Origin of the sequence: Streptococcus sanguinis (assembly GCF_050220005.1) — a bacterium.
Lineage (GTDB): Bacteria > Bacillota > Bacilli > Lactobacillales > Streptococcaceae > Streptococcus > Streptococcus sanguinis_Z.
In genome coordinates this window covers 1,002,556-1,025,117 of the sequence record NZ_CP071413.1, presented here as the reverse complement: position 1 = coordinate 1,025,117, position 22,562 = coordinate 1,002,556, and the positions used below count along the sequence as shown (strand labels likewise).

The window sequence follows — 22,562 nt, the reverse complement described above, 5'->3', positions numbered from 1 at the left end:
AAAGCTGAAATCATCATGTTTTTGAACAACCTGAAAATAGTGTTCATTTTTAACTAAAAAAACAAATCTTCGGTTAGAAAATTTGCTTTTTAAAATGTGATTTACTTTGTTAGTCAGGAGTTCAAATTCAACTCAAAGAGACCATACTCATGCTTGTCTCCTTGCAATTCCGCTGCATAGTGGCGCGTGACAGTTTTTTGATGAATCAAGGCACCGATAGCTGAAGCCTGTCGCTTCTGTGCTTCTTTAAAAATCGGATAGGCCAAGGCAGAGCCCAACCCCAAGAATTGCTCATCTACTCCTAGATACATAATCGTATAACGTTTTGGAAAACGCTTGGTCCAAAAAAGCTTGGCTAGGTTAAGAGGAGTCAGTTTTTGATAAACCAGAGAACCGTAGTCCGGCATGGCAATCAGAAAACCAGCCAGCTTGCCCTTCTTATAGGCTAGTTTAACCATAGAAAAATCAAGAATATACTGGTATTTTTGAAAAATCTGACTGAACTGTTGACTGGAAATAGACCGATAAATCGGAAAATCTTGATAGAGCCGATTGAGAAGCTCAAAAACCTGCAGCGAGGCTTCTTCCCAGTCCTTCTTTTTGGGAGAGCAAATGGTGAAACCCGCTTTTTCAAAAGCCTCAAAACGATGAGCCAGCTTATCCTGATGAGTTTGATTACTGACCTTGGGATAAAAATTGGACAGATAGCGCTCCTTGAGTTCAAAACCAGCAACCTGCCACAGCTGGGGATAATAGGCTGGATTATGAGGCTCCCCTGTAAAAGGGAGCTCCTCTGTTCCAGTCAGCTGCATTCGATACCCCAGCCAAAAACTTGCTTGTACGGGGCCGATTATCTTAATCGCTCCGAGACTGCGGGCAAATCCAGCTAAATGCTCGATAAAAGCAGATGCAATCTGCTGGTCATTGATTGACTCGAAAAATCCCAAGTAAGCAGCCTCATCACCTGGATAGAAGGTCAGGAGGCCTCGAATACAAGACTGACTCTCCTCATAGCCAATAAAAGCATAGGTTTCTAAGTCAGAACTCAGCGGGTGGCTGCCCTCAATTAAAGCCAGTTCTTCCTCTTCCGACTGCATGAGGTGGTCTGGCTGGTAAATCTTCTTGGGCAGAGCTAGAAAATCATCCAGCTCTGTCGTATTTGGTTTGACTGGTTTAATTTGCAGCATGGTCTTCCTCCTTGATCAGTCGAATCTTGCCAGTAAGGCCATCCATCTCAATCCAGTCTCCATTTTGCAATTGGCTACAAGCACCTTTGACATTGACAATAGAAGGAATACCCAACTCGCGGGAAATAATGGCCGTGTGGGAGAGCAAAGACCCCTGCTCGGCAATGACACCCTTGGCTTGAGTCAGAAGATAGACCCAGCCCGGATCGGTCATCTTGGTAACGATAATCCGGTCCTGAGCAGACTCAATCTCCTGCACATCTTCTACGATCAGAACCTGAGCCTTAACGCAACCAGGTGAGCAGCCAATCCCTTGTAAGGCTTGATTGCCCGTATTATGACTGCTGGTGTGGTTTTGCGGTTTCAGATATTTCTCGAAGACTTGTCCAGTAAAAACATAGCGACTAAAGGTTGGCAGTTCCTTGTCAGCCTCCAATTTCTCCTGACGCTCGGCTATCAAGCCGCTAACATCTCTGGGCTTTCTGGTCAGCTCAAACAACTCTTCCTTTGTCAGGTAAAAAACTTCGTCAGGGTTAGCCAGCAGCCCTTGCGCAGCTAATTGCTGCCCAAGTGTTCGGAAAATCTGCCGCATCATGCCGTAGATTCGTGTGCGGTTTAAGCGGGAGCTTTCCCGATATTTAACACCAGTCATGGCTCGCTTGCGAAGAAAATTCGTCCACCAGCCTGATTTTTGCTCCTCTTCTTCAAGTTTCTGAGGAGCCAACTTCTTCTCCTCTTGCTGGCACATTTGCAGCAGGAGCTTGAGCAGACGCTCTGGATGCGTTCGGAAGGTTGGTGTTTCTAACTTCAACTCTTCCGGAGCCCGATCGCCAAATTCATGGATAAAATGGACTATTTCTTGAACCAAAGGATGCTGGCGACTTAGAAAGACTGCTGAGCTTTCAGTTTCCATAGCCTGTCTAATCTCTGCATTTTCTTCTGCTTTCAGCTGAGCTGTTAAAGCCTGCAGAGCCAAAGCCGGCCTCATACTTTCAATCTGCTCAATTCCTGCAATCTCAGCCTGAACAGCCCCGCCGCGACGCGACTTCTTAAGGAGTCCGGTATAGACAAAAGCATAGAGATCATTGACCAGCGTAATGTCCCAGTGAGCCAGAATATCCTCTTTTAGCTTGCTTACCAAGGCAATCAAGGTCTCCGCACCTGCGTCGGGAGAAAAGCTCGCTTCGTATTCGCGCTGAATCTGGGCAAACTGCTCTTCTAACTGCCGCATTTGCTTGGGCGCTGTCCAGAACTCTCGGATGATACGAAGCATGATTTGCAGGCGTTTGAAAGCAAACAAGTGCACCGGCATCTGAGGTACCTCTGTCTCTCGCACTCCCAGCATATCCTGCCAGATAGGAATGATTTTCTTAGAAAAAGGCAGAAGCTGCAAGAGCTGATACCAGCTCTGAATCTGGTAATAAACTCGGCTATTGACCGGCTGCAGCATATTTTGAAAAGTGGCTTCATAGGCAGCCAACTCAGGGGCATCCTTGCCAACCAAGCGCTGGGCCAGACTACGAAAAATGCTGGCATAAGCCTCTTGGATAAAGCTAATAGTCAGAGGACTGGAAACGCCCGGATAACTCTCGACAATGTTGCTGTTATCCAAAATAATCCGCTGTCTCTCAGGCAAGGTAGTAATAGGTCGAGCCTGCAAGAGATAGAGCTGGCCATTTTCAAAGGTGAACTCCATATCCATATAAGGTCCGAAAAGCTGACTTACCTGACTCGCCAAGGCTTGCAGCTCCGCAAGTTGTTCCTGTGATACGTCTGGTGAGTCCTCCGTCTGCTCAGTATAAAAGAGCTGATCCTTGGGATGGAGCGTCACCATCGTTGTAGGAATCTTATCCTCAACAACCTTATTGCCCAAGCCCCGACCGATAACAATGATGTGCTCGTTCAGAATGCCCTTGGGATTAGCTGTGAAGTAAATCCCAGACAAGTCTCCCTCCTGCATGACCTGCACAAGGCAAATCATCTGTGCCTGCTTCAACGATAGGCCTTGCTCAAACAGATAACTAAGAGCTGACTCCTGATAAAGAGAGAGCAAGGTCGCTTGGATAGCTTCTTTAAGTCCATCTGGCTTCACATTGAGCTGGCTCTCAAACTGACCGGCAAAGGATGAAGCCTTCCCATCCTCAATGGTAGCAGATGATCGAACTGCGAAGCGACAGTCTTTCTGAGAAAACTCCTGATGAATCCAGTTTTCTGCTGCCGTCAGATCTTCTTGCGAAAACTGCTCTTTAGCCCAGTCCTGGAGCTGCTGACTGATTTGGGACAAGTCCAACTCTCCAGACCGATAGGCTGCTTCCATCCGCTCCAAGTCAGCAGAGCTGGCAGATTTTTGAAAAAAGTCAAAAACAAACACTGCAAAGTCAGGAATCGGCAAACCAGCAGCCTGCATTTTCAGCAAATGATAGGCCTTGCCTCCGACCTGGTCAAGCCCTGTCTGCTTGATTCTTTTCATCAAAGTACCCCCATCAAGAGATAAACAGCAACGGACAGAACCATGGTCGTCTCCGTGATATAGGTATAACGCTCTACCCGCTCCCGGATATTAAAGCGAGTCGGATCCTTGATAAACTGCTCAAACTGTACAGTCATCCAGATAACATTAAGGACCAATACTACCACTCCGACATGGGAAATATTCCAGAGCAAGACGAAATTGGTCAAGATATCCAGCAGAGTCACCACCTCAATAAAGCGAGTGGCTTTTTTGTAACCAAAGAGTTTAGAATAAGTCACATACTCGGTCTCGTCTTTTGGCGCCCGAATCTTGCGGCAAACTTCCCAGATCAGACTTGGGAAATACATGGTAAAGGCCAGCAAGACCGTCGGAAGAGACAAGAGAGGCAGATTGTACTTGTAGCAGACAAAAGAGATGGTATAGAGATTCAAAATCATCATGACCGGATTATGGGTCACAAGAGCCAGTGGCAGAGAATTTTGAATCTTGTCACGCTTGAAGAACCAGAAGGACATGAGGGTTCCGTAGATATAGAGAAAGAGGAACCAGCCGATATTGTTCATAAAGAGAATATTGAGAAGTACAGACACAGCTACGATAAAGCTGAGGGCAATAGCCAGGTCCTTCTTTTTTACCCGACCAGATGGCAGAGCTCGATGAGGAAAGAGGCGTCTATCAGTCTCATAGTCCTTGAAATCATCCGCAATTCGCAGAATCATCAGAAAGACAAAAATCGTAAAAATCCCGATTAACTCCTGATGGTCAAAGTGAAAGGTGGTCACTCCGTCATTGAGCAAGAGGACAAAATAAATCTCAAAAAACATGATGGCAGCCACAAAAAAGCGCGGCAGCAAAGGAAACATTTCCTTATAATAAACAGCTAATCGTTTAAACATAGCTTTTCTCCAATCTTTTCCCCCATTTGAATCTGGGTTTCTATTCCGAGGTCTGAGTAAGTCAGGATATCCTGATCCAAGCGAATCGTGCCTGCTGGATAGAGGACAAGAATGGTTGAGCCACCCAGACCAAAGCAGCCCTTCTCCTGTCCCCTGACCAAATGGTCCTGACTGTGATTGTATATTCTTCCGACCAAGAGAGCCCCTACTTCCATCTGCAGGACAGGTCCTAGGTCGGTATCTAAAAGACAGTATTCTCTTTTATTTTCCTTGTAAATCAAGCGCCGCTTCTGGGCTACCTGCCTGACCGTATGCAGGCGGCCTTTGATTTTTCGTCTTTGGGTAATTCTGCCGGATTCAGCTGCCAGATAGCGGTGCAGGTCTTCCACTCCCAAACGATAGACAAGCGCTGTTCCGCCACTAAACAACTGAGCCAACTTTTCATCCAACAGTAAGTCAGCTAGATTGTATATCTGACCCTTTATCGTTAGCTGTAAGTCCTGACTGATGGTAAAAGCCTCTAGCTTGGCATCTGCCACTGCCAGTACTTGACTGTCAGGACAGACTGGACGAAGACCAGACTTGATTTTCCGCTTGAAGAAAGCCGCGAAGCTAGAATAGGGACCATCTTCATAGTCAACCAGATCCAGCTGATAATTTTCCACAAAATCTGCCACTTTCTTGCGAGAACAAGGAGTGTAGTCTTTCAAAGTCAGAAGATAAGACAGGCTAGGTCGGGTCAAGATAGGCAATAGGAAGCGCCCCCAAGCAGTACCATAAAGCTTGTCTAACAGACCCGCCTTGTATTCTGTCGGTTCAACTACTTGGCCAGTCCTTCTCTGATAGACCTTAACCATGCGGGAGAACCCCCAGACCAATCAGACTTGCAACAGCTAGAATCGCAAAGACCAGATAGGCCAGCTTATTTGGCTTGGGAATCCGGCAGTTGTAGACAAATAGGAAGGGCAGCAAAAGAGACAAACCTAACCACACCCAAGCAAAGAGAGCAGGCGCCAGCCATTGACAGACCAGATAGGTCAATGGGAAAAATAGGGCGCTGTAAGTCACGGGCAAGCCGATAAAATAATAGCCAGATCCTTCATCATGCTTGGCCAAGCGATTAAAATGCGCCAAGCGCGTAACCGCAGCCAAGACATAGAGGACAGCCAAGACGATATTGGCCGCTCCCAAGGGCAGCTGAGTCATGAGAAGCACAGCTGGAAGAGCCGCAAAGCTAATCATGTCGCAGAGGGAATCAATCTCAATACCGAAACGCTTCTGACTTTCAGTCCGCTTCATCCGTCGCGCCACCAAACCATCAAAAAGGTCGCAGATACCGCTAACGATAAAGGCCATCATGGCCAGCCGCAGCTGGGACTGAATGATGGCATAGACTGCCAACAGTGCAAAAGTAGCGCCCATATAGGTCAGGATAACAGATTTGTCGTATTCACCAATAAACAAAGGTTCATTCTTCTTCATGAATTCTTATTTCTCCTCTTCTTCCATCTAAAGTAACCAGCATGCCAGTTTCTAGTAGCTGAGTTGCATTCTTAGCGCAGACTAGAGCTGGAATCCCGCATTCCCGAGCGACAATGGAGGCATGGCAGAGAACCCCGCCGTACTCTGTCACAAGACCGCCTAGAATACCGAAAACATAGCTCCAACCCGTATCTGTATAGCGAGTGACAAGGATTTCTCCTGGCTCAATCGTCTCAATATCAGCCAAATCCAAGAGAACTCGAACCCGACCGGTTACCTGACCGCTGCTGGCTGGCATTCCCGTCAGCAGGGCCTGACTCTCATGGGCCACCTCTTCCAGTCTCATCTCTTTGTCGGTCAAATCTCCCGCTGGCTCAAAATTCCGATAGGCATGGCAATAATGCCGATTATCTGCTGCTGCTTCTTGCAGCTGGTCAGCAGTCTTTTGCCCTTCCATAAAGGCGGTCAGACTTTCTTTCTTAATGTAAAAAACATCTTGAGAATCTTTCAGAAAGCCTCGCTTTTCATAGGTTCGGCCGAATTTGAGGCTAATCTGACGAATGAGGTGGTAATAGCGCGTGGAAATATCCTTGAATTCCTCCCGCCACCAAAGCAAGTTCCGCAGGTCTTCGCTGATTTTTTCTATCTTTTTCTGCTTGGTTCGAGATAGATGAGCCAAATCCAGCTCAGACCCTGAGACAGGACTGAGCGAAGCTTTGGCCGCTTGGTAATACGCTGAATCAGCAACCAACTGCTGGACCGCTGTCATAACCTGATGAGCATCTTCTTCGTAACTAGCTACTCGCAAGTCCAGCTCCCGAGCCGAGTGATAGCCAAAGTCCTTTTGGAAATCCTGAATCTTGATAAAATCTGCTCGCTCAGGATATTGTGCAGTCAGTTCCTGCAATTCTTCCACCGATAGCTTCAACCAATCGTCTGTCAGTTTCTCGTCTGCCAAAACAAGATCCGCAACTTCCAGCATCCTAGCCAAAGGCTTGGTATGCGAAACATTTCCCAACTTAGCAATCAGTTGGAAAAATTCATCAACCGTCAGCCATTTGAGTAGACTGGTCTTTTTCATAGACAGCTGGACCGTATTGATGTAGGCCTGCCAGAAATAAGTTCCCTCACTGTCTAAATAAGCCTGATTTAGCACTAATTGCCAAAGACTCTCGACTTGCTGGAGCGGACTTTGGTCGTTTAGTTCTTGGATTTCTTGATTCAGGCGGGTAAATTGCTGACGCAGCTCTTGCAGCTTGTCTGGCGCCTGATGCAGAAAAGTCTTAGTTACCTTTTGCGTTTTCAAGGCTACCCGCAGGAAATTCAAGAGCAAGGCTGGACTTAATTTGCTGGTAAAACCTTGACCTTGGTAGTCTTTATTGACTCCCAGCTCATCATCAAAGTCTCGCTCAATATAACCCGGAATCTGCTCCATACCTTGCTTGACCACGCCTAAGTTCCAGAAAGGTCGGGCATAATGCAGGCGCATCAGCGGCGGCATCACACCATCTGGCTCTAAGCCAATAGCCAGCAAAAAGCTGGAGAGTGCCTCTTGCCAAGAATGGCGATAAAGGCTCCACATCAGGTTTGGACAGGGCTGGGCCGCGACGCCTCCATCCCGAAAATTCGCCGTCGTCCAGCGGCCACTGTCGATTTTAGTTGGTACTGTTGTGATAGGCCTAGCCTGCAGCAGATAGACTTGCTCTTGGACAGCACACCACTCAATATCCATAGGCCGACCAAAATACGCCACAATCTCCAACACCTGGGCATGCAGTTTCTGCAAGACTGCCAGAGGCATTTCAACTTTTTCAAACTGGCTCCAGTCTGGCTTGTACCAAGGAAGAGTCAACTGATCAGGATTAACTAGACCGCTAACCAAGCTCTCAGCCGAGCCTTTTACATACTCCAACAGCATGGTCTGGTCCTGATTAGTCGCCACATCAAGGGAAAAGCAGACACCGCTGAAGTCAGGCTCTATCTGCTCCTGAATCAGCACTGCCATGGCAAAATCCTGCTCTGCCAGAACCTGACGCTGCCAGTAAGCCAAGGCCTCTGGATTAAAAAGAGAAAGCAGACAAGAACGAATGCCCTGCTCAATTTCTGACAGTGTCCAGCAGTTGCCAATCGAGTCATACTGACCAGCAAATGACATGGCCTGTCCGTCTTCTAAGATGGAACTACTGCGAACGATATAAGCTTGATTTTCCTGACAAAAGTCTGCTAACTGCTGTAGCCAAGCTGGATCCAAGGGATACTGCTGCAAACGATCCGCAATTTCCTCCTTGCCCAAATGAATTAACTCTTTAAGTCCCTCTTTTGAGTATTCTGGCAGAGCTGCGCTTAGCCAATCCATTACTCGGTCTGCTGGCAAAATCAAACCCTTAGGAACTGAAAGCCCCAGCTGACAAAGGTTGATTAACTGATTGATTTTACCGCCATAGACGGTCGAAGGCTCTTTTTCCAGCCATAGTTCTTTCATCAAAAACTCCCATCTCACATACGATTTTTTCTAAGCTTAGCCCAGTAGAGCAGACGATTGACTCCTAGATGCGTACCCGCCCCTAGGATTAGAATGCCCAATATCTGTTGCCAAGACAGAGGGATATAGAAAAGTAAGAAAATAATACAGCCAATCAAGGAATCAATCTGGTCTATCCAGATAAAGGTCCATTTCCAGCCATTCTCCGCCGTCTTGCCCTCTCTGATTTCCAAACGACGCTTGATGAAGCTATTGGGCAGCTCAAACAAAACATAAGCTAGCCCCAAAAGAGCCCCAAGCACCAGATTAAACAACACGGTATTTTCGTAGAAGGCATAGACCAAGTGCAGCTTCTCTAGGCTAGGAATACTCCTCAAGAGCAAGCCCCAAAGGAACTGAGCCAAAGCTCCCCAGACAATCATGCCCAGGAAACCTTTCCATGTCTTATTAGCCCCAAAAAGCCTCTTCCCATCCTTTAAAATCAACCCACCATCCATTGGTCGATAAGCCGCCTCTAGCAGTGAAGACTTGCAAAAGATCATATTCAGTACTCCAGCCAGAATGACCGGCATCAGGGTGATATATAAGGCAAGAATCGAACGCATACTTATTTCCTATTCTTTTTATGAAAATCAGCTTGAAAAGATTAAGAGACTTCTCAAACTTTTATGGCTTCATTATATCATAAGTCTCTAAAGCCCTTACACAACAAACTGTCAACAACTGTCACATCTGATTGTGATACAAAAATTCGTTATTCTAAAATGTTGCTTCCCGTCGCATCTGTAACTACCTGATTTTTTAAGACATACTAAGAGTTAGTAGCAACTAAACAAGATTTCAGATAATATGTCAATCAATCTTCTTTTTATTATAAAATGCTTTTAAAAATTTGTAAAGAAGGGTTTTATAATTCAAAGTAAAAAACCAGCCTTTCTAGCTGGTTTGTCAGTTTATCCTCTATCATCGTAACCATTTGGATGACTTGAGTGCCATTTCCAAGCAGTTTCGATAATGGTTTCGATATTGTCAAATTTCGGCTGCCAGCCCAGAACATTTCTTGCTTTTTCAGAGGAAGCAATCAGTGTATCCGGATCCCCTGGGCGCCGCTCTGCTATTTCCAAAGGAATAGGATGTCCGGTCACCTTGCGGGCGGCTTCTACAATCTGCAGATTGGAAAAACCAGTCGAAGAGCCAAGGTTAAAGGCATCTGAAGGATGTCCAGAACGCAGATGCTCGACAGCCAGAATATGGGCGTCAGCCAAGTCGAAAGGATGGACATAATCGCGGACATTGGTGCCGTCTGGAGTATCATAGTCGTCGCCAAAGACGGCAATCTTCTCACGTTTGCCCTGAGCCACTTGAAGCACAATGGGCAAGAGATGAGTTTCAGGTCCGTGGTCCTCGCCAATAGAGCCGTCGGGCTTGGCACCCGCCACATTGAAATAACGCAGGGCTACAAACTTAATGCCATAGGCCTGGTCTGCCCAACGCATAATGGTCTCCATCATAAGCTTGCTCTCACCATAAGGATTAATCGGCTTTTGCGGGGTCGTTTCCAGAATCGGCACTTCCTCAGGAATGCCATAAGTCGCAGCGGTTGAAGAAAAGACAATGTTTTTAACGCCGCATTCCTGCATGACTTCCAAAAGAGAAACCATACCGGATGTGTTATTGTCAAAATACTTGAGCGGGTCCGCCATAGACTCTGCCACCAGTGAAAAGGCTGCAAAGTGAATGACTGCATCGATGGATGGATGCTTAGCAAAGACATCACGCATAAAGTCCTTATCCGCCAAATCCCCCTCATAAAAGACTGCTTGCGGGTGGACGGCTGCCCGATGACCAGTCACCAAATTATCAACAACGACTACCTCTTCCTTACCTGCTGCTATCAAACGGTCAACCATGTGCGAGCCGATATAGCCAGCTCCACCTAATACTAAAATTGCCATAAAACCTTCCTTTCCCTGTTACGCTAGATTCATTATAACACATTTCCTAGGGCTGGATGCCGACGGATTGGACGAAGCGCATGAAAGCCTCCTGCCCTTCCTCTGTTCGCTTGTAAACTCCCGCGTCTTCCAACACACGGCTGAAAATTTGTCCAACCGATGCCTGAACTACTCCTTCCACCGTCTCAGCGGTAACATCTGGATTCTGGTCTTTGAGTTGATTGACCCAATCCCTATGATAGGCAGCGACTTGACAGTCATCTCCCAGCAAGAAAAGTTCCACCTGCTTGAGTTCTTCCTTGAGCCGAGGCGGCAGAATAGCCAGTCCCATAACCTCAATCAGGCCGATATTTTCTTTCTTAATATGCTGAACATCTCTATGAGGGTGGTAAATGCCGTCCGGATGTTCTGCGGAAGTTTGATTGTCCCGCAAAACCAAGTCCAGCTCAAAACATCCATCTTTCCTGCGGGCAATCGGTGTGATGGTATGATGCGGTTCACCCTCAGACTCTGCCAATACATGCACACTCGGGTCAGAATAGGTCCGCCAAGCTTGCAAGATCTTGTCTGCCAACTCAATCAACAATTGCTTTTTCTCAGACCTTAGACGAATGACGGACATGGGCCACTTGACAATGCCTGCCTCCACCTCTTCAAATCCGCTAAAAGTAAAGCTGCAATCCAGCTCTGCCATTTCCATAGGGAAGGTATGACGTCCGCCCTGATAGTGGTCGTGGGTCAGGATAGAGCCACCGACAATAGGCAAATCGGCGTTGGATCCTGCGAAATAGCCTGGAAAAGTCTCAACGATGTTCAGCAGGCGCTCAAAGGTCAGCCGGCTGATGGACATAGGAAGGTGCTGGCTGTGCAGAAAGATGCAATGCTCATTAAAGTAGGTATAGGGCGAATACTGGAAGCCCCACTCCTGTCCAACCAAGTCAAATCGAATAATCCGATGGTTGGCACGGGCTGGGTGGTCCAAGCGACCTTGGTAGCCTTCGTTTTCCATGCAGAGCTGGCAGGCTGGATAATTACTATTCTTAACCTTTTTAGCTGCCGCAATTTCCTTGGGATCCTTTTCTGGCTTAGAGAGATTGATGGTGATTTCCAAATCTCCATATTCAGTTGGCGATTTGAAAGCAATGTTTTTAGCAATGGCCTTGACCTTGATATAGTCATTCTTTTGACTAAGCTGGTAAAAATCAGCTACAGCTTGCTCAGGATTGGAGGAATAAGTCGTCCAGAAGTCCCGATTGAGCTGGCTAGGGGCAGGTGTGATTAAGTTCATGAGCTCAGCTCCCAGTATATCCTGCTCAGCCAGAGTATCGCCAATCTTCCCATTCTTCACAGCCACAGCTACCAAGTCATCCTTAAGGTCAATTAGCTGCTCAGCCTCAGTCTCCTCCTCTGCCACTGTCTCTCCAACTAGAGCCATGACACGATTGCTCAGATAGATGGTGTCCATTTCTTCAAAAGTACTATTGTCAATCACTGCAGATACAAAAGCAGTCAGTAACTTCTTGGACATAGATCTTCCTTTCTTTTGCTAGTAAAGAGAGTGGGACAGAAATCGGTAATTCGTTAGAATTCGATTTCGTCGTCCCACCTCCGCACAGTTGATTAGGGCTGTAAAAGCTGATGAAATCAGCGTAATAGAGCCCACTCAACCACTGCGTCTTGCTCGACAATCCAAAGACAATTGAGAGGCTAGGACTTTTGTCCCAGACCCAAGTTCCTTTTCTGTGATTTAGTCCAGCACTCGACTTCCGCCAGCTACTTCTGCAATATAAAAGCTAGGGGCATAGCCGACAACCTCCTGATATTTGCGGCCGACATTTTCTTTGAAAGATTCCACCGCATCCTTAGCAACTAAAGCAATGGCGCAGCCACCGAAGCCTGCTCCAGTCATACGAGCCCCCAGAACACCTTCTTGCTCCCAGGCCGTGTGAACCAAGGTGTCCAGCTCTAGACCAGTCACTTCATAGTCATGCTCTAAAGAAACATGGGACGCATTCATGAGACGGCCGAATTTGTCAAGATCGCCTGCCTGCAAAGCTGCCCGCGCTTGCAAAGTGCGTTGATTTTCCAAAACAGCATGGCGAGCCCGTTTGAGACGATTTTCGTCCTCTATCAGATAGCTATACTCGTCAAAGGACCACTCGTCCAACTCACCCAAGGTAGTGATAGACAGCTTGCGGTTCAGCTCTTCAACAGCTTTTTCGCACTCCGCTCGACGCTCATTGTACTTAGAATCCGCCAACTCCCGACGCTTATTGGTATTCATAATCACTACGACATTGTCCTTAAGATCAAGCGGCACCAAATCATACTCAAGAGTATTGGTATCTAAGTAAATAGCGCGCTGGTCAGCTCCCATTCCGATAGCAAACTGGTCCATAATGCCAGAATTAACCCCGATAAATTCATTCTCAGTTAATTTACCGATTTTCACTAGGTCCAAACGTTCCAACTGCAAATCAAAGAGTTTCTCAGCAATGACACCTGTCAAGAGCTCTAGCGATGCAGAAGACGACAAGCCGGAACCATTCGGAATATTTCCATAAACATAGACATCCATGCCTCGGTCAATCGTATAACCTGCCTTCTGCAGAAAATGCAGAACTCCTTTCGGATAGTTGGTCCAGTTATGCTCAGGCTCAAAGTGCAGGTTTTCCAGCGGCACTTCAATAATCCCTTTTTCTTCAAAATTCCCTGAGAAGAATCTCAAGAGCTGATCGTCCCGCTTGCGAGCCGCTCCATAAGTTCCTAGAGAAATCGCAGCAGGAAAGACATGGCCGCCGTTATAGTCCGTATGCTCACCGATCAGATTAATCCGACCGGGTGAAAAGAAAGTGTGATCCGCTTCTACTCCAAAAACCTTGGCAAAATCTGCGCGGACTTGCTCTACTGAAATGACATTTGACATAAGCTAAACTCCTTTAAAATAAATAATCGATATTGTAATCGTTTTCTTATCTTTATTATAACTATTTTCTAGTAAAACTTCAATAAATTTAGTAAAATTTTACTAATTTTATAGATAGATTTTTTGTAAAAATCCAAACAGTAATCTGTCTGGATTATTTTATAAGGAGCAATAGATTAGAAAATATTGTCTTCCGTCTCAGCATCAAAGTAATGCGCCTTGTTTAGGTCGAAGCCAAGTTTAATACTGCTTCCGGTATTCATATGATCACGTGCATCAACTTTGGCAACAAACTCACTGCCACCAACCGCACAGTAGAGGTGAGACTCCGCTCCAAGCAACTCAGAAACAGAAATCTTCGCAGTTAGAACCGACTCGGGGAAGGTTTCCAGAAAGGCTGGTTCCGTGTTGATATCTTCCGGACGAATACCAAAAATCAACTTATTGCCTTCATAGCCCTTCTCCCGCAACCCCTTAAGATTGCCATCTGGGACTTGGAGACTGAAGTCTCTGTTTGGTCCGACAAGACGGCCATCTTCCAGTGTCACTTCAAAGAAGTTCATAGCTGGGCTGCCAATGAAGCCGGCAACAAACTTATTTGCCGGATGTTTATAGACTTCCTGAGGAGTACCAATCTGCTCCACTCGACCAATCGTTCCAGTTCCAGCAGGATTCTTGGTCGCTGACATGATAACAATCCGATCAGCCAGAGTCATAGCTTCAGTCTGGTCGTGGGTAACATAGATAGTTGTTGCCCCGATACGGCGGTGAATCTTGGCAATCTCTGCCCTCATAGAAACACGCAGCTTAGCATCCAAGTTAGACAAAGGCTCATCCATAAGGAAAACCTTTGCATCCCGAACGATTGCGCGTCCCATAGCTACCCGCTGACGCTGACCACCAGACAAATCAGCTGGCTTACGTTGCAAGAATTCCTTCAAACCTAGGATTTCTGCTGCTTCATTAACTCGTTTGTCAATATCTTCCTTGCTGTACTTGCGCAGCTTGAGACCAAAGGCCATGTTGTCGTAGACAGTCATATGTGGGTAAAGGGCATAGTTCTGGAAGACCATGGCGATGTCGCGGTCTTTTGGCGCCACATCATTGACCACTGTACCGTCAATAGAGGCAGTTCCTTCTGTGATGTCCTCAAGACCTGCAATCATACGCAGTGTAGTTGATTTTCCACAACCAGACGGACCGACAAAGACGATAAATTCTTTGTCCTTGATATCTAGATTGAAGTCTTCCACTGAGTAGTGGTCGCTGTTGGGATATTTTTTATAGATATTTTTCAGATTTAATTCTACCATTCTTCTTCTCTTTTCTTATCTCTATTCAAAAGTGATAGCGTGGCCATTTTCACTCGCGCTATATGTCAATTCTTTGAGGTTAATAACTACTTGAGCTATGACTGATTTATCTGCATTGCTACGGACAATCCGGAGGCTATTTTCATCCAATAGATTCACTTCAATAGTGCCATCTAGGTCAAAGGCAGCAGACTGGTTGCGGTAACTGAAAAGCTTGAGCAAGGCTTGCACAACTGGACGCTTTACTTCTTCAGCAATCTCCTCATTACTGTAATAATGACGGTTGATATTGCGGCCTTCCTTAGTGTTTTCTAGCAGTTCAAGGTCATTTTTCCCAGCTAAGAAACCAACATAATAGACCTGTGGAATCCCTGGAGCAAAAGCCTGAATCAAACGGCTAATGAAGTACTTCTTGTCGTCATCGCCCAAGGCTGAGTAGTAAGTCGAGTTAATCTGGTAAATGTCCAGATTATTGTACTCAGCTGAGGAATACTTACGCTTGACATTGGCCCCGACCTTATATAGTTCATTGGTCGCAAAGTCAATTTCTTCATCAGTCAGAATATCCTTAACATCAACAACCCCAATACCATCGTGGGTATCCAGTGTTGTGAATTGCTTCATAGGACTCATTTCCAGCCACTTGACTAGACGCTCTGCTTTACCACTGTATAGAGAATAAAGAGTTACCATCGGCAGTGCAAAATCATAGACAAAGTAGCCATGCTCTGCAATCTTGAACTGAATAGAATAATGCTCATGAATTTCTGGTAAAATATCCGTCCCAAACTCAGCCGCTTGCTGCTGGACTTTTTCTAAGAGTTCCCAGATTTCTGGCTCAACAAAGAAATCATTGGTATCTAACTTTTTGACTGCATAGGCAAATGCATCTAAACGAATCAGATCACAGCCATGCTCTGACAGTTGACGCAACGTTTTCTTGATGAAATCATTAGTTACCTGACTGCGAACATCTAGATCTATCTGCTCTTCACCAAAGGTGTTCCACAGATACTCGGTGCTTCCATCTGCAAAGACGATTTCTTGCTTAGGTGCACGATCCTTACGCTTATAAATCAAATCAACATCAGCTTGCGTCGGACGATTTTCTGGCCAAAACTTATCCCAGCTGAGAAAGAGGTCACGATACTCACTCTGATCCTTCTTTTCCTGAAAATCCTTATAATACTTAGACTGGCGTGAGATGTGGTTGATCATAAAGTCAAACATGAGATAATATTTCTCGCCCAGCTTTTCTACATCCTCCCAGTCCCCAAAGGCTGAATCAACCTCTTCATAGTCTACTGGGGCGAATCCCCGGTCACCAGTTGATGGGAAGAAAGGAAGCAAATGCACTCCTCCAACCGCATCACCAAAATGCTTTTCTAAATTGTCATATAAATCTTTTAAATTCTCCCCCAGGCTGTCTGAGTAAGTAATCAGCATGGTCTTATTTTGAATAGCCATAGTCTTCTCCTCTAAAATCTTGTCTTCTATATCCTTTCCTAGCGGTTTTAGGTTTTCTATCCCTTAGCTCGGTTTCCACTCCAGTACGCCTAATAGGACATGCCCTAAGCTTTGTGCGAAAGATGAATCTTCCAAGAAGCTGAAGCTTTTTTTCGGATTCCCTATTTTTCTACAGCCGTTACTAATTCAGTAGTTTATGGATGTGGTTGCCTTTGTATGCACTGTGAGCTTTTTACAGTCTTTGTATCTTGAGCTTACTTCACTGCCCCATTGCTCATTCCAGCAATAATATTGCGCTGGAAGATGAGATAAACGATAGTAATGGTGATAATCCCAACAACATAAGAAGCAAAGCTCGGTCCATAATCATTAAAGTATTGACCTGTGTAGTTATATTGGAAGAGTGGCAGAGTCCACATCTTGGAGTCTTTATTGAGTACCAAGAGAGGAAGCATGAAATCATTCCAGAACCAGAGGGCATTGATAATCATGGTTGTCGCATGCATGGGTTTCATCATAGGAAAGATAATCTTGAAATAGGTTGTAAACTTTCCAGCACCATCAATTTCTGCTGCCTCATCCAGACTGTCTGGAATGGAAATCTTAATGTAGCCTACATAGAGAAAGAGAGTCTGTGGAACAGCGTAAGCCAGATAGAGGATAATTAATCCCCAAGTGTTGGCTAGTCCTAACTTACTCATCATAACTGTAATAGGAATCATGATAACTTGAAAAGGAACGAAAATCCCTAAAATCAAAAGCGTATACATAATACCAAAAGCTTTTCTCTTAGACATATTACGAGCGATAGAGTAAGCAGCCATGGGAATAAAAATCATGACAACAGCCAAAGATAGAACCGTGATTACAATTGAATTCCAATAGTAGCCTCCGATACCATCAGCCAAAAGGCGTTGAAAATTTTCTAAGGTCGGTTGAGTTGGAAATCCGAAAAAATTATTAACGATGTCTTTGGTAGACTTAAAGGAACTGAATATCGTTGCTAAGAGTGGAATTAAAATGATAATAGACCCCAGTGTTAGCAAGATATATTTACTAAAATTAGCTTTTCTTTCTGCATTTTTCATCGGGCTTCTCCTCTTAGATTTCAAATTTCTTAGACACTCTCAACTGGATAATAGAAATAACCGCAATCAAGAGAAACAAGATAACAGCAATGGCATTGGCATAACCAAATTGATTGCTCTTAAAAGCATAGTTGTATACCAGAAGTCCTAGAGAGGTGGTCGCATTATTCGGACCGCCGCCTGTCATGGCAAAGACCTGGTCAAATGCAGTCAAACCACCTTTTAGAGCCAAGATAAAGACCATGGAAACGCTTGGTAGCAGATAAGGAAGTTCCACCTTCCAAAAAATTTGTTTGCTGCTAGCTCCATCAATTCGAGCTGCTTCTGTAATCTCAGTCGGGATAGACTGAAGACCAGCTAAGAAGATGATAATAGGCATGGCTACCCCTTGCCAAAGCAAGACGAAGATTGCTGCAAAGATTGCACCGCCATTCGTTCCTAGAAGGCTGGTTTTAAGAAATTCAATTCCTAAGGAATTCCCTAAAGCTGGCAATCCGTAGTTGAAAAGTTGCTTAAAGATAAGAGCCACGGTCAATCCAGATAGAACAGCGGGGAAGAAAAACCAAGCTCGGAAGAAAGTTTTCCCCTTTATCTTCGAGTTGAGAGCTCGTGCTATCCAGATTCCCAGCATAATCTCACCAACCACCATACAAATAGTAATGATCAATGTAAAGCCTATCGCGTTCATAAACTTAGGATCGCTCATGAGGAGCATAAAGTTATTGAGTCCGACAAACTTATAATTATAGGTCAAACCAGTCCAGTTTGTCAGGCTGTAGAAGGCACCTTGAAACATGGGCACATAGAAGAATACAGCCTGTAGTACAAGGGGAACTAGGACAAAGAGCCAGCCCCAATATTTCTCAATCAATTTTTTCATAGTAGATCTACTCCTACTCTACGTCTGCTTTCATCGGATTGAAGAAGGCATTTAGTGCTTTCGCCATATCCTCTTTGTCTCCAGTTGTAATATAATTCCCAGTCAAGGTATAAAAATCACTTTCACTGGTCCAGTCTTGAGCTAGCCAAACGAGGTGTCGGTCTGTAAATGCTAGTTCAGCAAGACCGGCAAGCGGTGCATCTGACCCAGCTTCCTTGACACCTTCAATAGCTGTTGGTGAGCCGTCCACATCATAATATTTCTGCATAACTTCTGGACGTGACATATATTCAACAAAAGCATTGGCTTCTTTCTTGTGTTTACTACTTGACGAGATAGACCAAGCTAGGTCTCCTGCTCCAATGGTCAAGCTTTGTCCTTTTTGCTTTCCAGGGAAAGGGAAAGTTCCAACATTAAACTTAGGATCTTGCGCATTGATTGCTGTGATAGCCCAAGAACCATTTGGAGTCATCAGGGCATCGCCTCTAGCGAAGGCACCGACAACATCAGTATAGCCCGCTCCCTGCCAGTTGGTTTGCATGGCTCCTTTTTTGCGGAATAAATCTAACAGTCTGAAATCATCTTTAAGTACTGAATCTGAGGACTTGATGGCATTTGGCTTGGAAAAACGTAGGTAATCATTCGCTTCCTTACCGCCACCTGTAGAAGTGGCAAGAGCCAACTGATGATAACCATTCAAGGTCCAAGTATCTGCTCCTGCAATGGCAAAAGGTGTTTCCCCTTTTGCTATAATCGTATCAACTAATTCCTCAAATTCCTCCCAAGTCTCTGGAACTTTCAATCCCAGTTCTTTAAATTTATCCTTGTTGTAATAGATACCATAAGCATTAGCAGTATAAGGGATATTGTAAATCTTTCCATCTATCGCATATTTATCTGCGTAATGATTCTTAACTCGCTTGAGATAATCTTTATTAGATAAATCTTCAAAGTACCCAGCTTTAGCCCATTCTTGCAATTCAATAGACTGGGGATAGATATTGACAACATCAGGAACATCTCCAGCTAGAACACGAGTTTTGAGTACTTCCCCAGCGTTAGGGACATTCACCACTTTCACATGCACATTCGGATTTTCTTTTTCAAAGTCTTTTGCAATCTCACGAAGGGTATCAACCATTTCACCCTTCTGATTGAAATACTCAATCGTTACCTTACCATCTGTTGACTCCCCTTGGCTGCTACAAGCTGACAGCCCCAAAAGGGACAGTCCTGTAATAGCAGCTAAGCTCATCTTTTTATACCATTTCATGATCTAGCCTCCTTATTTTTTAATAAAATGCAGCTGTCTGCTAAGATAATCTCCTTGCGGAAGATTCATAGTGATACCAGCATACATGAGTTCTGCACCAGAGTAAACTGCGCCATTTCCCTGCAGCTCGTAAAGCCCTTCTTCCTCTAAGTCTTTTAGTTTCAAGGTTGTTTCCATTGTTTCCACAACTGATAAGACTCGGACATAGGTTACAATCGTTTGATCTTCATAATTAAATTGAACTGCTGCTTCATTGGAGCCAACATCTGGATTGATTAGTCTGTACTGACGCCCTAACTGGACCACTGGCCGTAATTCTTTATACAACTTCACCTGGTCTGCAATCGCCGCTTTCTCTTCATCTGATAAACTAGTCAAATCAAGCTCATACCCCAGATTTCCCATCATAGCAACATGACCACGAGTTGCCAGCGGAGTAATTCGTCCCATCTGATGATTAGGCACTGCCGACACATGGGCACCCATTGAAATAGTCGGATAAAGATAAGAAGACCCATATTGGATTGGCAAACGAGCTATGGCATCGGTATTATCACTAGCCCAGACTTGAGGGAAATACCGCATCATACCAAGATCATTTCGTCCACCACCACCTGAGCAGGACTCAAATAAAATATCCTCATATTTCTCTGTCAAATATTTTACAATTTCATAAAGCCCCAAGATATACTTATGCGACTGCATTTTGGTCGCCAGATAGTTAGTGCCATTCCCAAGATTGGTAATATTACGATTCATATCCCATTTTATGTAGTCAATATCGTGCTGACTCAACAGCTGATCCAGTATTTCTTTGATATAGGCTACCACATCTGGATTAGCATAATCCAATACAAGTTGATTGCGAGAGTAAGTATGATCCCGATCAGGTACTTGAATAGCCCAGTCTGGATGTGCCCGATAAAGCTGACTGTCTACGGAAATCATTTCTGGCTCAACCCATAAACCAAATTGCAATCCTCTGCTATGAACTTCTGCTATGAGCTCTGTCAAACTGCCACCTAGCTTATCTTCATTGACAAACCAGTCACCCAGAGCCCGATTGTCATCAAAACGGTTGCCAAACCAGCCATCATCGAGAACAAAGAGCTCAATACCAACTTTCTGCGCCTCATCTGCTAACTCTAGCAACTTCTCTTTTTTGAAATCAAAGTAAGTTGCTTCCCAGTTATTGATTAAAATTGGTCGCTCTCGCTTCGCAAATGCTTTAGGAATGATATGCTCTTGAACAAAAGCTTGGCTCTCGTGACTAAGACCAGTCAAACCCTGAGCCGAATAATTCAACAGAGCAACAGGGCTATAGAACGTCTGCCCCGCTTCCAGTTTCCAAGCAAAGTTATCTTCATTGATACCGATACCTAGCCGAACTTCATTCAACTGATTTTGCTGAATCCAAGCTTCAAAGTTTCCGCTATAAAGGAGCTGAATTGCCCAAACTTGACCAGCCTCTTCCGTCGTTTCACTATCACAAAGGATAAGGCTTGGAGTCTGCGCGTGACCAGAAGCTCCTCGGTTAGAAGCTATTTTAAAAATTCCCTGTTCTAGCTTGTGACGACGAACTGTTTTTTCCCTAGCATAAGCTCCCTGTAAACTAATCACATCATAAGTACTTGCCGGCAAATCTGCCATTAAGCTCAAGTTCTTATGTATGACTGCTGTCTCTCTACCGATATTTTCCAGCTTAGTAAAGGTTGCAATAGTATTGCTATCTTCAAAAGCTGTGTAATAGAGAGTGAGACGTAAGTGAGCTACTGCATCCTCTAAAATAAAGGCCAGTGTTTCTGCATCTTCTGTACTGTGAGTGCTAGGCAGTCCTGGAACTTCCAAACCTCCCTTAATCAGCTGACTCTCAACAAACCGAAAATCTGTTACTTCATTATTAGCATGTTGGACTTGCAGAGAAGGTTGCCGAAAGTCTCCTAAACCATGCTGACCCAAAACCTGCCGCTGGGTATCTAAGCTAAAACTCCGCTCATTCGACCTCGGATTACCAGAAAATGCATGATCTCGCTCAAATACTGTATTGGAAAAATGATAGGATTCGATTTTTCTGCCTAAGTGTTTAAGCAAAAGGTAGCCATCCCTTTCCTCAATGATAAGACTGGAATTTTTTGTATTGATGTAGAATAGATGTTTGTCTATTTTGATAGCCATTTCTGAACCTCCATATTTACTAATATTTTACCTTATGAAATCGCTTCCCAAAATAGAATTATGTTAGGGAAATATGGTAAAATGTTAGGTAGGAGGCAAAATATGCTTGTTTTTTCAGAATACCAAACAGGAACAATTGATCTTGCACTTAGCTTTTACGGATACGAAGAGTGCACTCCTAACTACTCTTTTGGGCCAGCAATTAGAGATACCTATGTACTTCATTACGTTAACAAGGGGAAAGGTCAATTTCATTACAAAGGAAAAATTGTCGATTTAAGAGCTGGAGATCTCTTTCTGCTCAAGCCAAATGAACTTACCTTTTATCAGGCTGACAAAGAAGAACCTTGGTCCTACTACTGGCTGGGAATGACTGGCGGTAGGGTTTATGACTACTTCAATCACTCTCAGATTGCCGAAGACTGCTACCTACTTGCTAACCAGGAACGAAAAACAGATAGGATTGGGAAAATTGTTGAGAACTTGGTTTACTTCGCCGAGCAGACCAAATCTAACCAACTAGCTCAACTCCACATTATGGGCCAACTTTATGAACTCATCTTTCACTTGGGCAGCGTTGCCTATAAGCCCCAAGCGAATACCCTATCTGCAAGCCAGCAACTCTATCTAGCTTGCAAGCAGATAATTGACACTCAATATCCCAATCCTAACCTCAGCATTCAAGATATGGCAATTAAGTTGTCCGTTCATCGCAGCTATCTAACAACCATTTTCAAGGAGGAGCACCAAAGCTCACCTAAAGAATATCTGGAATATGTCCGAATGCATCGAGCTAAACAACTCCTCAAAAGCACCCGTGAGCCTGTCCAATTTATCGCCTATTCTGTAGGTTTCTCAGATCCCCTTTACTTTTCAAAGGCTTTTAAAAAATATTTTGGCTTTTCACCCAGTTCATTTCGAGAACAAAGTTAAGTTTTACTAAAAATATCTTTGTTATTTACTAA

At 44.7% G+C, this 22,562-nt stretch carries 17 protein-coding genes; 1 reads left to right on the top strand and 16 read right to left on the bottom strand.

All coding sequences use genetic code 11. From position 1 onward, the window contains the following. Nucleotides 1-113: 113 nt before the first annotated feature. From J1C86_RS04965 to J1C86_RS04890, 16 genes are all read right to left on the bottom strand, one after another. On the bottom strand, nucleotides 114-1,187 hold the full coding sequence (locus J1C86_RS04965) for a hypothetical protein (RefSeq protein WP_125406799.1): 1,074 nt from the start codon (nucleotides 1,185-1,187) through the stop codon (nucleotides 114-116). Continuing rightward, the gene (locus tag J1C86_RS04960) at nucleotides 1,174-3,657 is read right to left on the bottom strand and encodes a phosphoenolpyruvate synthase (protein WP_125406802.1); all 2,484 of its coding nucleotides are present in this window, start codon (nucleotides 3,655-3,657) and stop codon (nucleotides 1,174-1,176) included. The genes J1C86_RS04965 and J1C86_RS04960 overlap by 14 nt, the downstream gene beginning before the upstream one ends. After that, nucleotides 3,657-4,556, bottom strand: a complete 900-nt coding sequence (locus J1C86_RS04955; RefSeq protein ID WP_125406804.1) for a UbiA family prenyltransferase — start codon at nucleotides 4,554-4,556, stop codon at nucleotides 3,657-3,659. The genes J1C86_RS04960 and J1C86_RS04955 overlap by 1 nt, the downstream gene beginning before the upstream one ends. Further along, nucleotides 4,541-5,413, bottom strand: coding sequence for a phosphatidylserine decarboxylase (locus J1C86_RS04950; protein WP_125406807.1), 873 nt, complete (start codon nucleotides 5,411-5,413; stop codon nucleotides 4,541-4,543). Before J1C86_RS04950 ends, J1C86_RS04955 begins: the two co-directional genes overlap by 16 nt. Next, complete coding sequence (locus J1C86_RS04945; protein WP_049542814.1) at nucleotides 5,406-6,038, bottom strand: CDP-alcohol phosphatidyltransferase family protein; 633 nt, start codon at nucleotides 6,036-6,038, stop codon at nucleotides 5,406-5,408. The genes J1C86_RS04950 and J1C86_RS04945 overlap by 8 nt, the downstream gene beginning before the upstream one ends. Next, nucleotides 6,025-8,520, bottom strand: a complete 2,496-nt coding sequence (locus J1C86_RS04940) for a PEP/pyruvate-binding domain-containing protein (protein WP_125409627.1) — start codon at nucleotides 8,518-8,520, stop codon at nucleotides 6,025-6,027. The genes J1C86_RS04945 and J1C86_RS04940 overlap by 14 nt, the downstream gene beginning before the upstream one ends. A 14-nt stretch (nucleotides 8,521-8,534) precedes the next feature. Then, nucleotides 8,535-9,125, bottom strand: coding sequence for a CDP-archaeol synthase (locus tag J1C86_RS04935; RefSeq protein ID WP_125406812.1), 591 nt, complete (start codon nucleotides 9,123-9,125; stop codon nucleotides 8,535-8,537). Between the two features lie 348 nt (nucleotides 9,126-9,473). Then, complete coding sequence (galE, locus tag J1C86_RS04930; protein ID WP_002912295.1) at nucleotides 9,474-10,475, bottom strand: UDP-glucose 4-epimerase GalE; 1,002 nt, start codon at nucleotides 10,473-10,475, stop codon at nucleotides 9,474-9,476. 46 nt (nucleotides 10,476-10,521) lie between these two features. Next, nucleotides 10,522-12,003 carry a UDP-glucose--hexose-1-phosphate uridylyltransferase gene (galT, locus tag J1C86_RS04925; RefSeq protein WP_125409629.1) on the bottom strand — a complete coding sequence of 494 codons (1,482 nt, stop codon included), beginning with the start codon at nucleotides 12,001-12,003 and terminating at the stop codon, nucleotides 10,522-10,524. Nucleotides 12,004-12,222: 219 nt separating this feature from the next. After that, a complete protein-coding gene (locus J1C86_RS04920; protein WP_125406818.1) occupies nucleotides 12,223-13,401 on the bottom strand; it encodes a galactokinase in 1,179 nt (392 codons plus the stop codon). A gap of 176 nt (nucleotides 13,402-13,577) precedes the next feature. After that, nucleotides 13,578-14,714: an ABC transporter ATP-binding protein gene (locus J1C86_RS04915; protein WP_125406821.1), complete on the bottom strand. Its 1,137-nt coding sequence runs from the start codon at nucleotides 14,712-14,714 to the stop codon at nucleotides 13,578-13,580. Between the two features lie 21 nt (nucleotides 14,715-14,735). Continuing rightward, nucleotides 14,736-16,181, bottom strand: a complete 1,446-nt coding sequence (gene gtfA / locus J1C86_RS04910; RefSeq protein ID WP_125406824.1) for a sucrose phosphorylase — start codon at nucleotides 16,179-16,181, stop codon at nucleotides 14,736-14,738. A gap of 254 nt (nucleotides 16,182-16,435) precedes the next feature. After that, complete coding sequence (locus J1C86_RS04905) at nucleotides 16,436-17,269, bottom strand: carbohydrate ABC transporter permease (RefSeq protein WP_002912289.1); 834 nt, start codon at nucleotides 17,267-17,269, stop codon at nucleotides 16,436-16,438. A gap of 13 nt (nucleotides 17,270-17,282) precedes the next feature. Next, nucleotides 17,283-18,149, bottom strand: a complete 867-nt coding sequence (locus J1C86_RS04900; protein WP_125406827.1) for a carbohydrate ABC transporter permease — start codon at nucleotides 18,147-18,149, stop codon at nucleotides 17,283-17,285. Between the two features lie 13 nt (nucleotides 18,150-18,162). Beyond that, complete coding sequence (locus J1C86_RS04895) at nucleotides 18,163-19,422, bottom strand: extracellular solute-binding protein (RefSeq protein WP_125351393.1); 1,260 nt, start codon at nucleotides 19,420-19,422, stop codon at nucleotides 18,163-18,165. A gap of 12 nt (nucleotides 19,423-19,434) precedes the next feature. Further along, nucleotides 19,435-21,597 carry an alpha-galactosidase gene (locus tag J1C86_RS04890; RefSeq protein WP_125406830.1) on the bottom strand — a complete coding sequence of 721 codons (2,163 nt, stop codon included), beginning with the start codon at nucleotides 21,595-21,597 and terminating at the stop codon, nucleotides 19,435-19,437. 102 nt (nucleotides 21,598-21,699) lie between these two features. Between J1C86_RS04890 and J1C86_RS04885 the strand changes: the two genes are divergently transcribed. Then, a complete protein-coding gene (locus J1C86_RS04885) occupies nucleotides 21,700-22,530 on the top strand; it encodes an AraC family transcriptional regulator (protein WP_185757504.1) in 831 nt (276 codons plus the stop codon). Nucleotides 22,531-22,562: the final 32 nt, after the last annotated feature.

Excerpts from the sequence above, each read along its gene's own strand:
- J1C86_RS04885 (WP_185757504.1), top strand. The coding sequence starts at position 21,700 with ATGCTTGTTTTTTCAGAATACCAAACAGGAACAATTGATCTTGCACTT.
- J1C86_RS04955 (WP_125406804.1), bottom strand. The coding sequence starts at position 4,556 with ATGTTTAAACGATTAGCTGTTTATTATAAGGAAATGTTTCCTTTGCTG.
- J1C86_RS04940 (WP_125409627.1), bottom strand. The coding sequence starts at position 8,520 with ATGAAAGAACTATGGCTGGAAAAAGAGCCTTCGACCGTCTATGGCGGT.
- J1C86_RS04960 (WP_125406802.1), bottom strand. The coding sequence starts at position 3,657 with ATGAAAAGAATCAAGCAGACAGGGCTTGACCAGGTCGGAGGCAAGGCC.
- J1C86_RS04895 (WP_125351393.1), bottom strand. The coding sequence starts at position 19,422 with ATGAAATGGTATAAAAAGATGAGCTTAGCTGCTATTACAGGACTGTCC.
- J1C86_RS04950 (WP_125406807.1), bottom strand. The coding sequence starts at position 5,413 with ATGGTTAAGGTCTATCAGAGAAGGACTGGCCAAGTAGTTGAACCGACA.
- J1C86_RS04905 (WP_002912289.1), bottom strand. The coding sequence starts at position 17,269 with ATGAAAAATGCAGAAAGAAAAGCTAATTTTAGTAAATATATCTTGCTA.
- J1C86_RS04945 (WP_049542814.1), bottom strand. The coding sequence starts at position 6,038 with ATGAAGAAGAATGAACCTTTGTTTATTGGTGAATACGACAAATCTGTT.
- galT (WP_125409629.1), bottom strand. The coding sequence starts at position 12,003 with ATGTCCAAGAAGTTACTGACTGCTTTTGTATCTGCAGTGATTGACAAT.
- galE (WP_002912295.1), bottom strand. The coding sequence starts at position 10,475 with ATGGCAATTTTAGTATTAGGTGGAGCTGGCTATATCGGCTCGCACATG.
- J1C86_RS04915 (WP_125406821.1), bottom strand. The coding sequence starts at position 14,714 with ATGGTAGAATTAAATCTGAAAAATATCTATAAAAAATATCCCAACAGC.
- J1C86_RS04935 (WP_125406812.1), bottom strand. The coding sequence starts at position 9,125 with ATGCGTTCGATTCTTGCCTTATATATCACCCTGATGCCGGTCATTCTG.
- J1C86_RS04965 (WP_125406799.1), bottom strand. The coding sequence starts at position 1,187 with ATGCTGCAAATTAAACCAGTCAAACCAAATACGACAGAGCTGGATGAT.
- J1C86_RS04920 (WP_125406818.1), bottom strand. The coding sequence starts at position 13,401 with ATGTCAAATGTCATTTCAGTAGAGCAAGTCCGCGCAGATTTTGCCAAG.
- J1C86_RS04900 (WP_125406827.1), bottom strand. The coding sequence starts at position 18,149 with ATGAAAAAATTGATTGAGAAATATTGGGGCTGGCTCTTTGTCCTAGTT.
- gtfA (WP_125406824.1), bottom strand. The coding sequence starts at position 16,181 with ATGGCTATTCAAAATAAGACCATGCTGATTACTTACTCAGACAGCCTG.
- J1C86_RS04890 (WP_125406830.1), bottom strand. The coding sequence starts at position 21,597 with ATGGCTATCAAAATAGACAAACATCTATTCTACATCAATACAAAAAAT.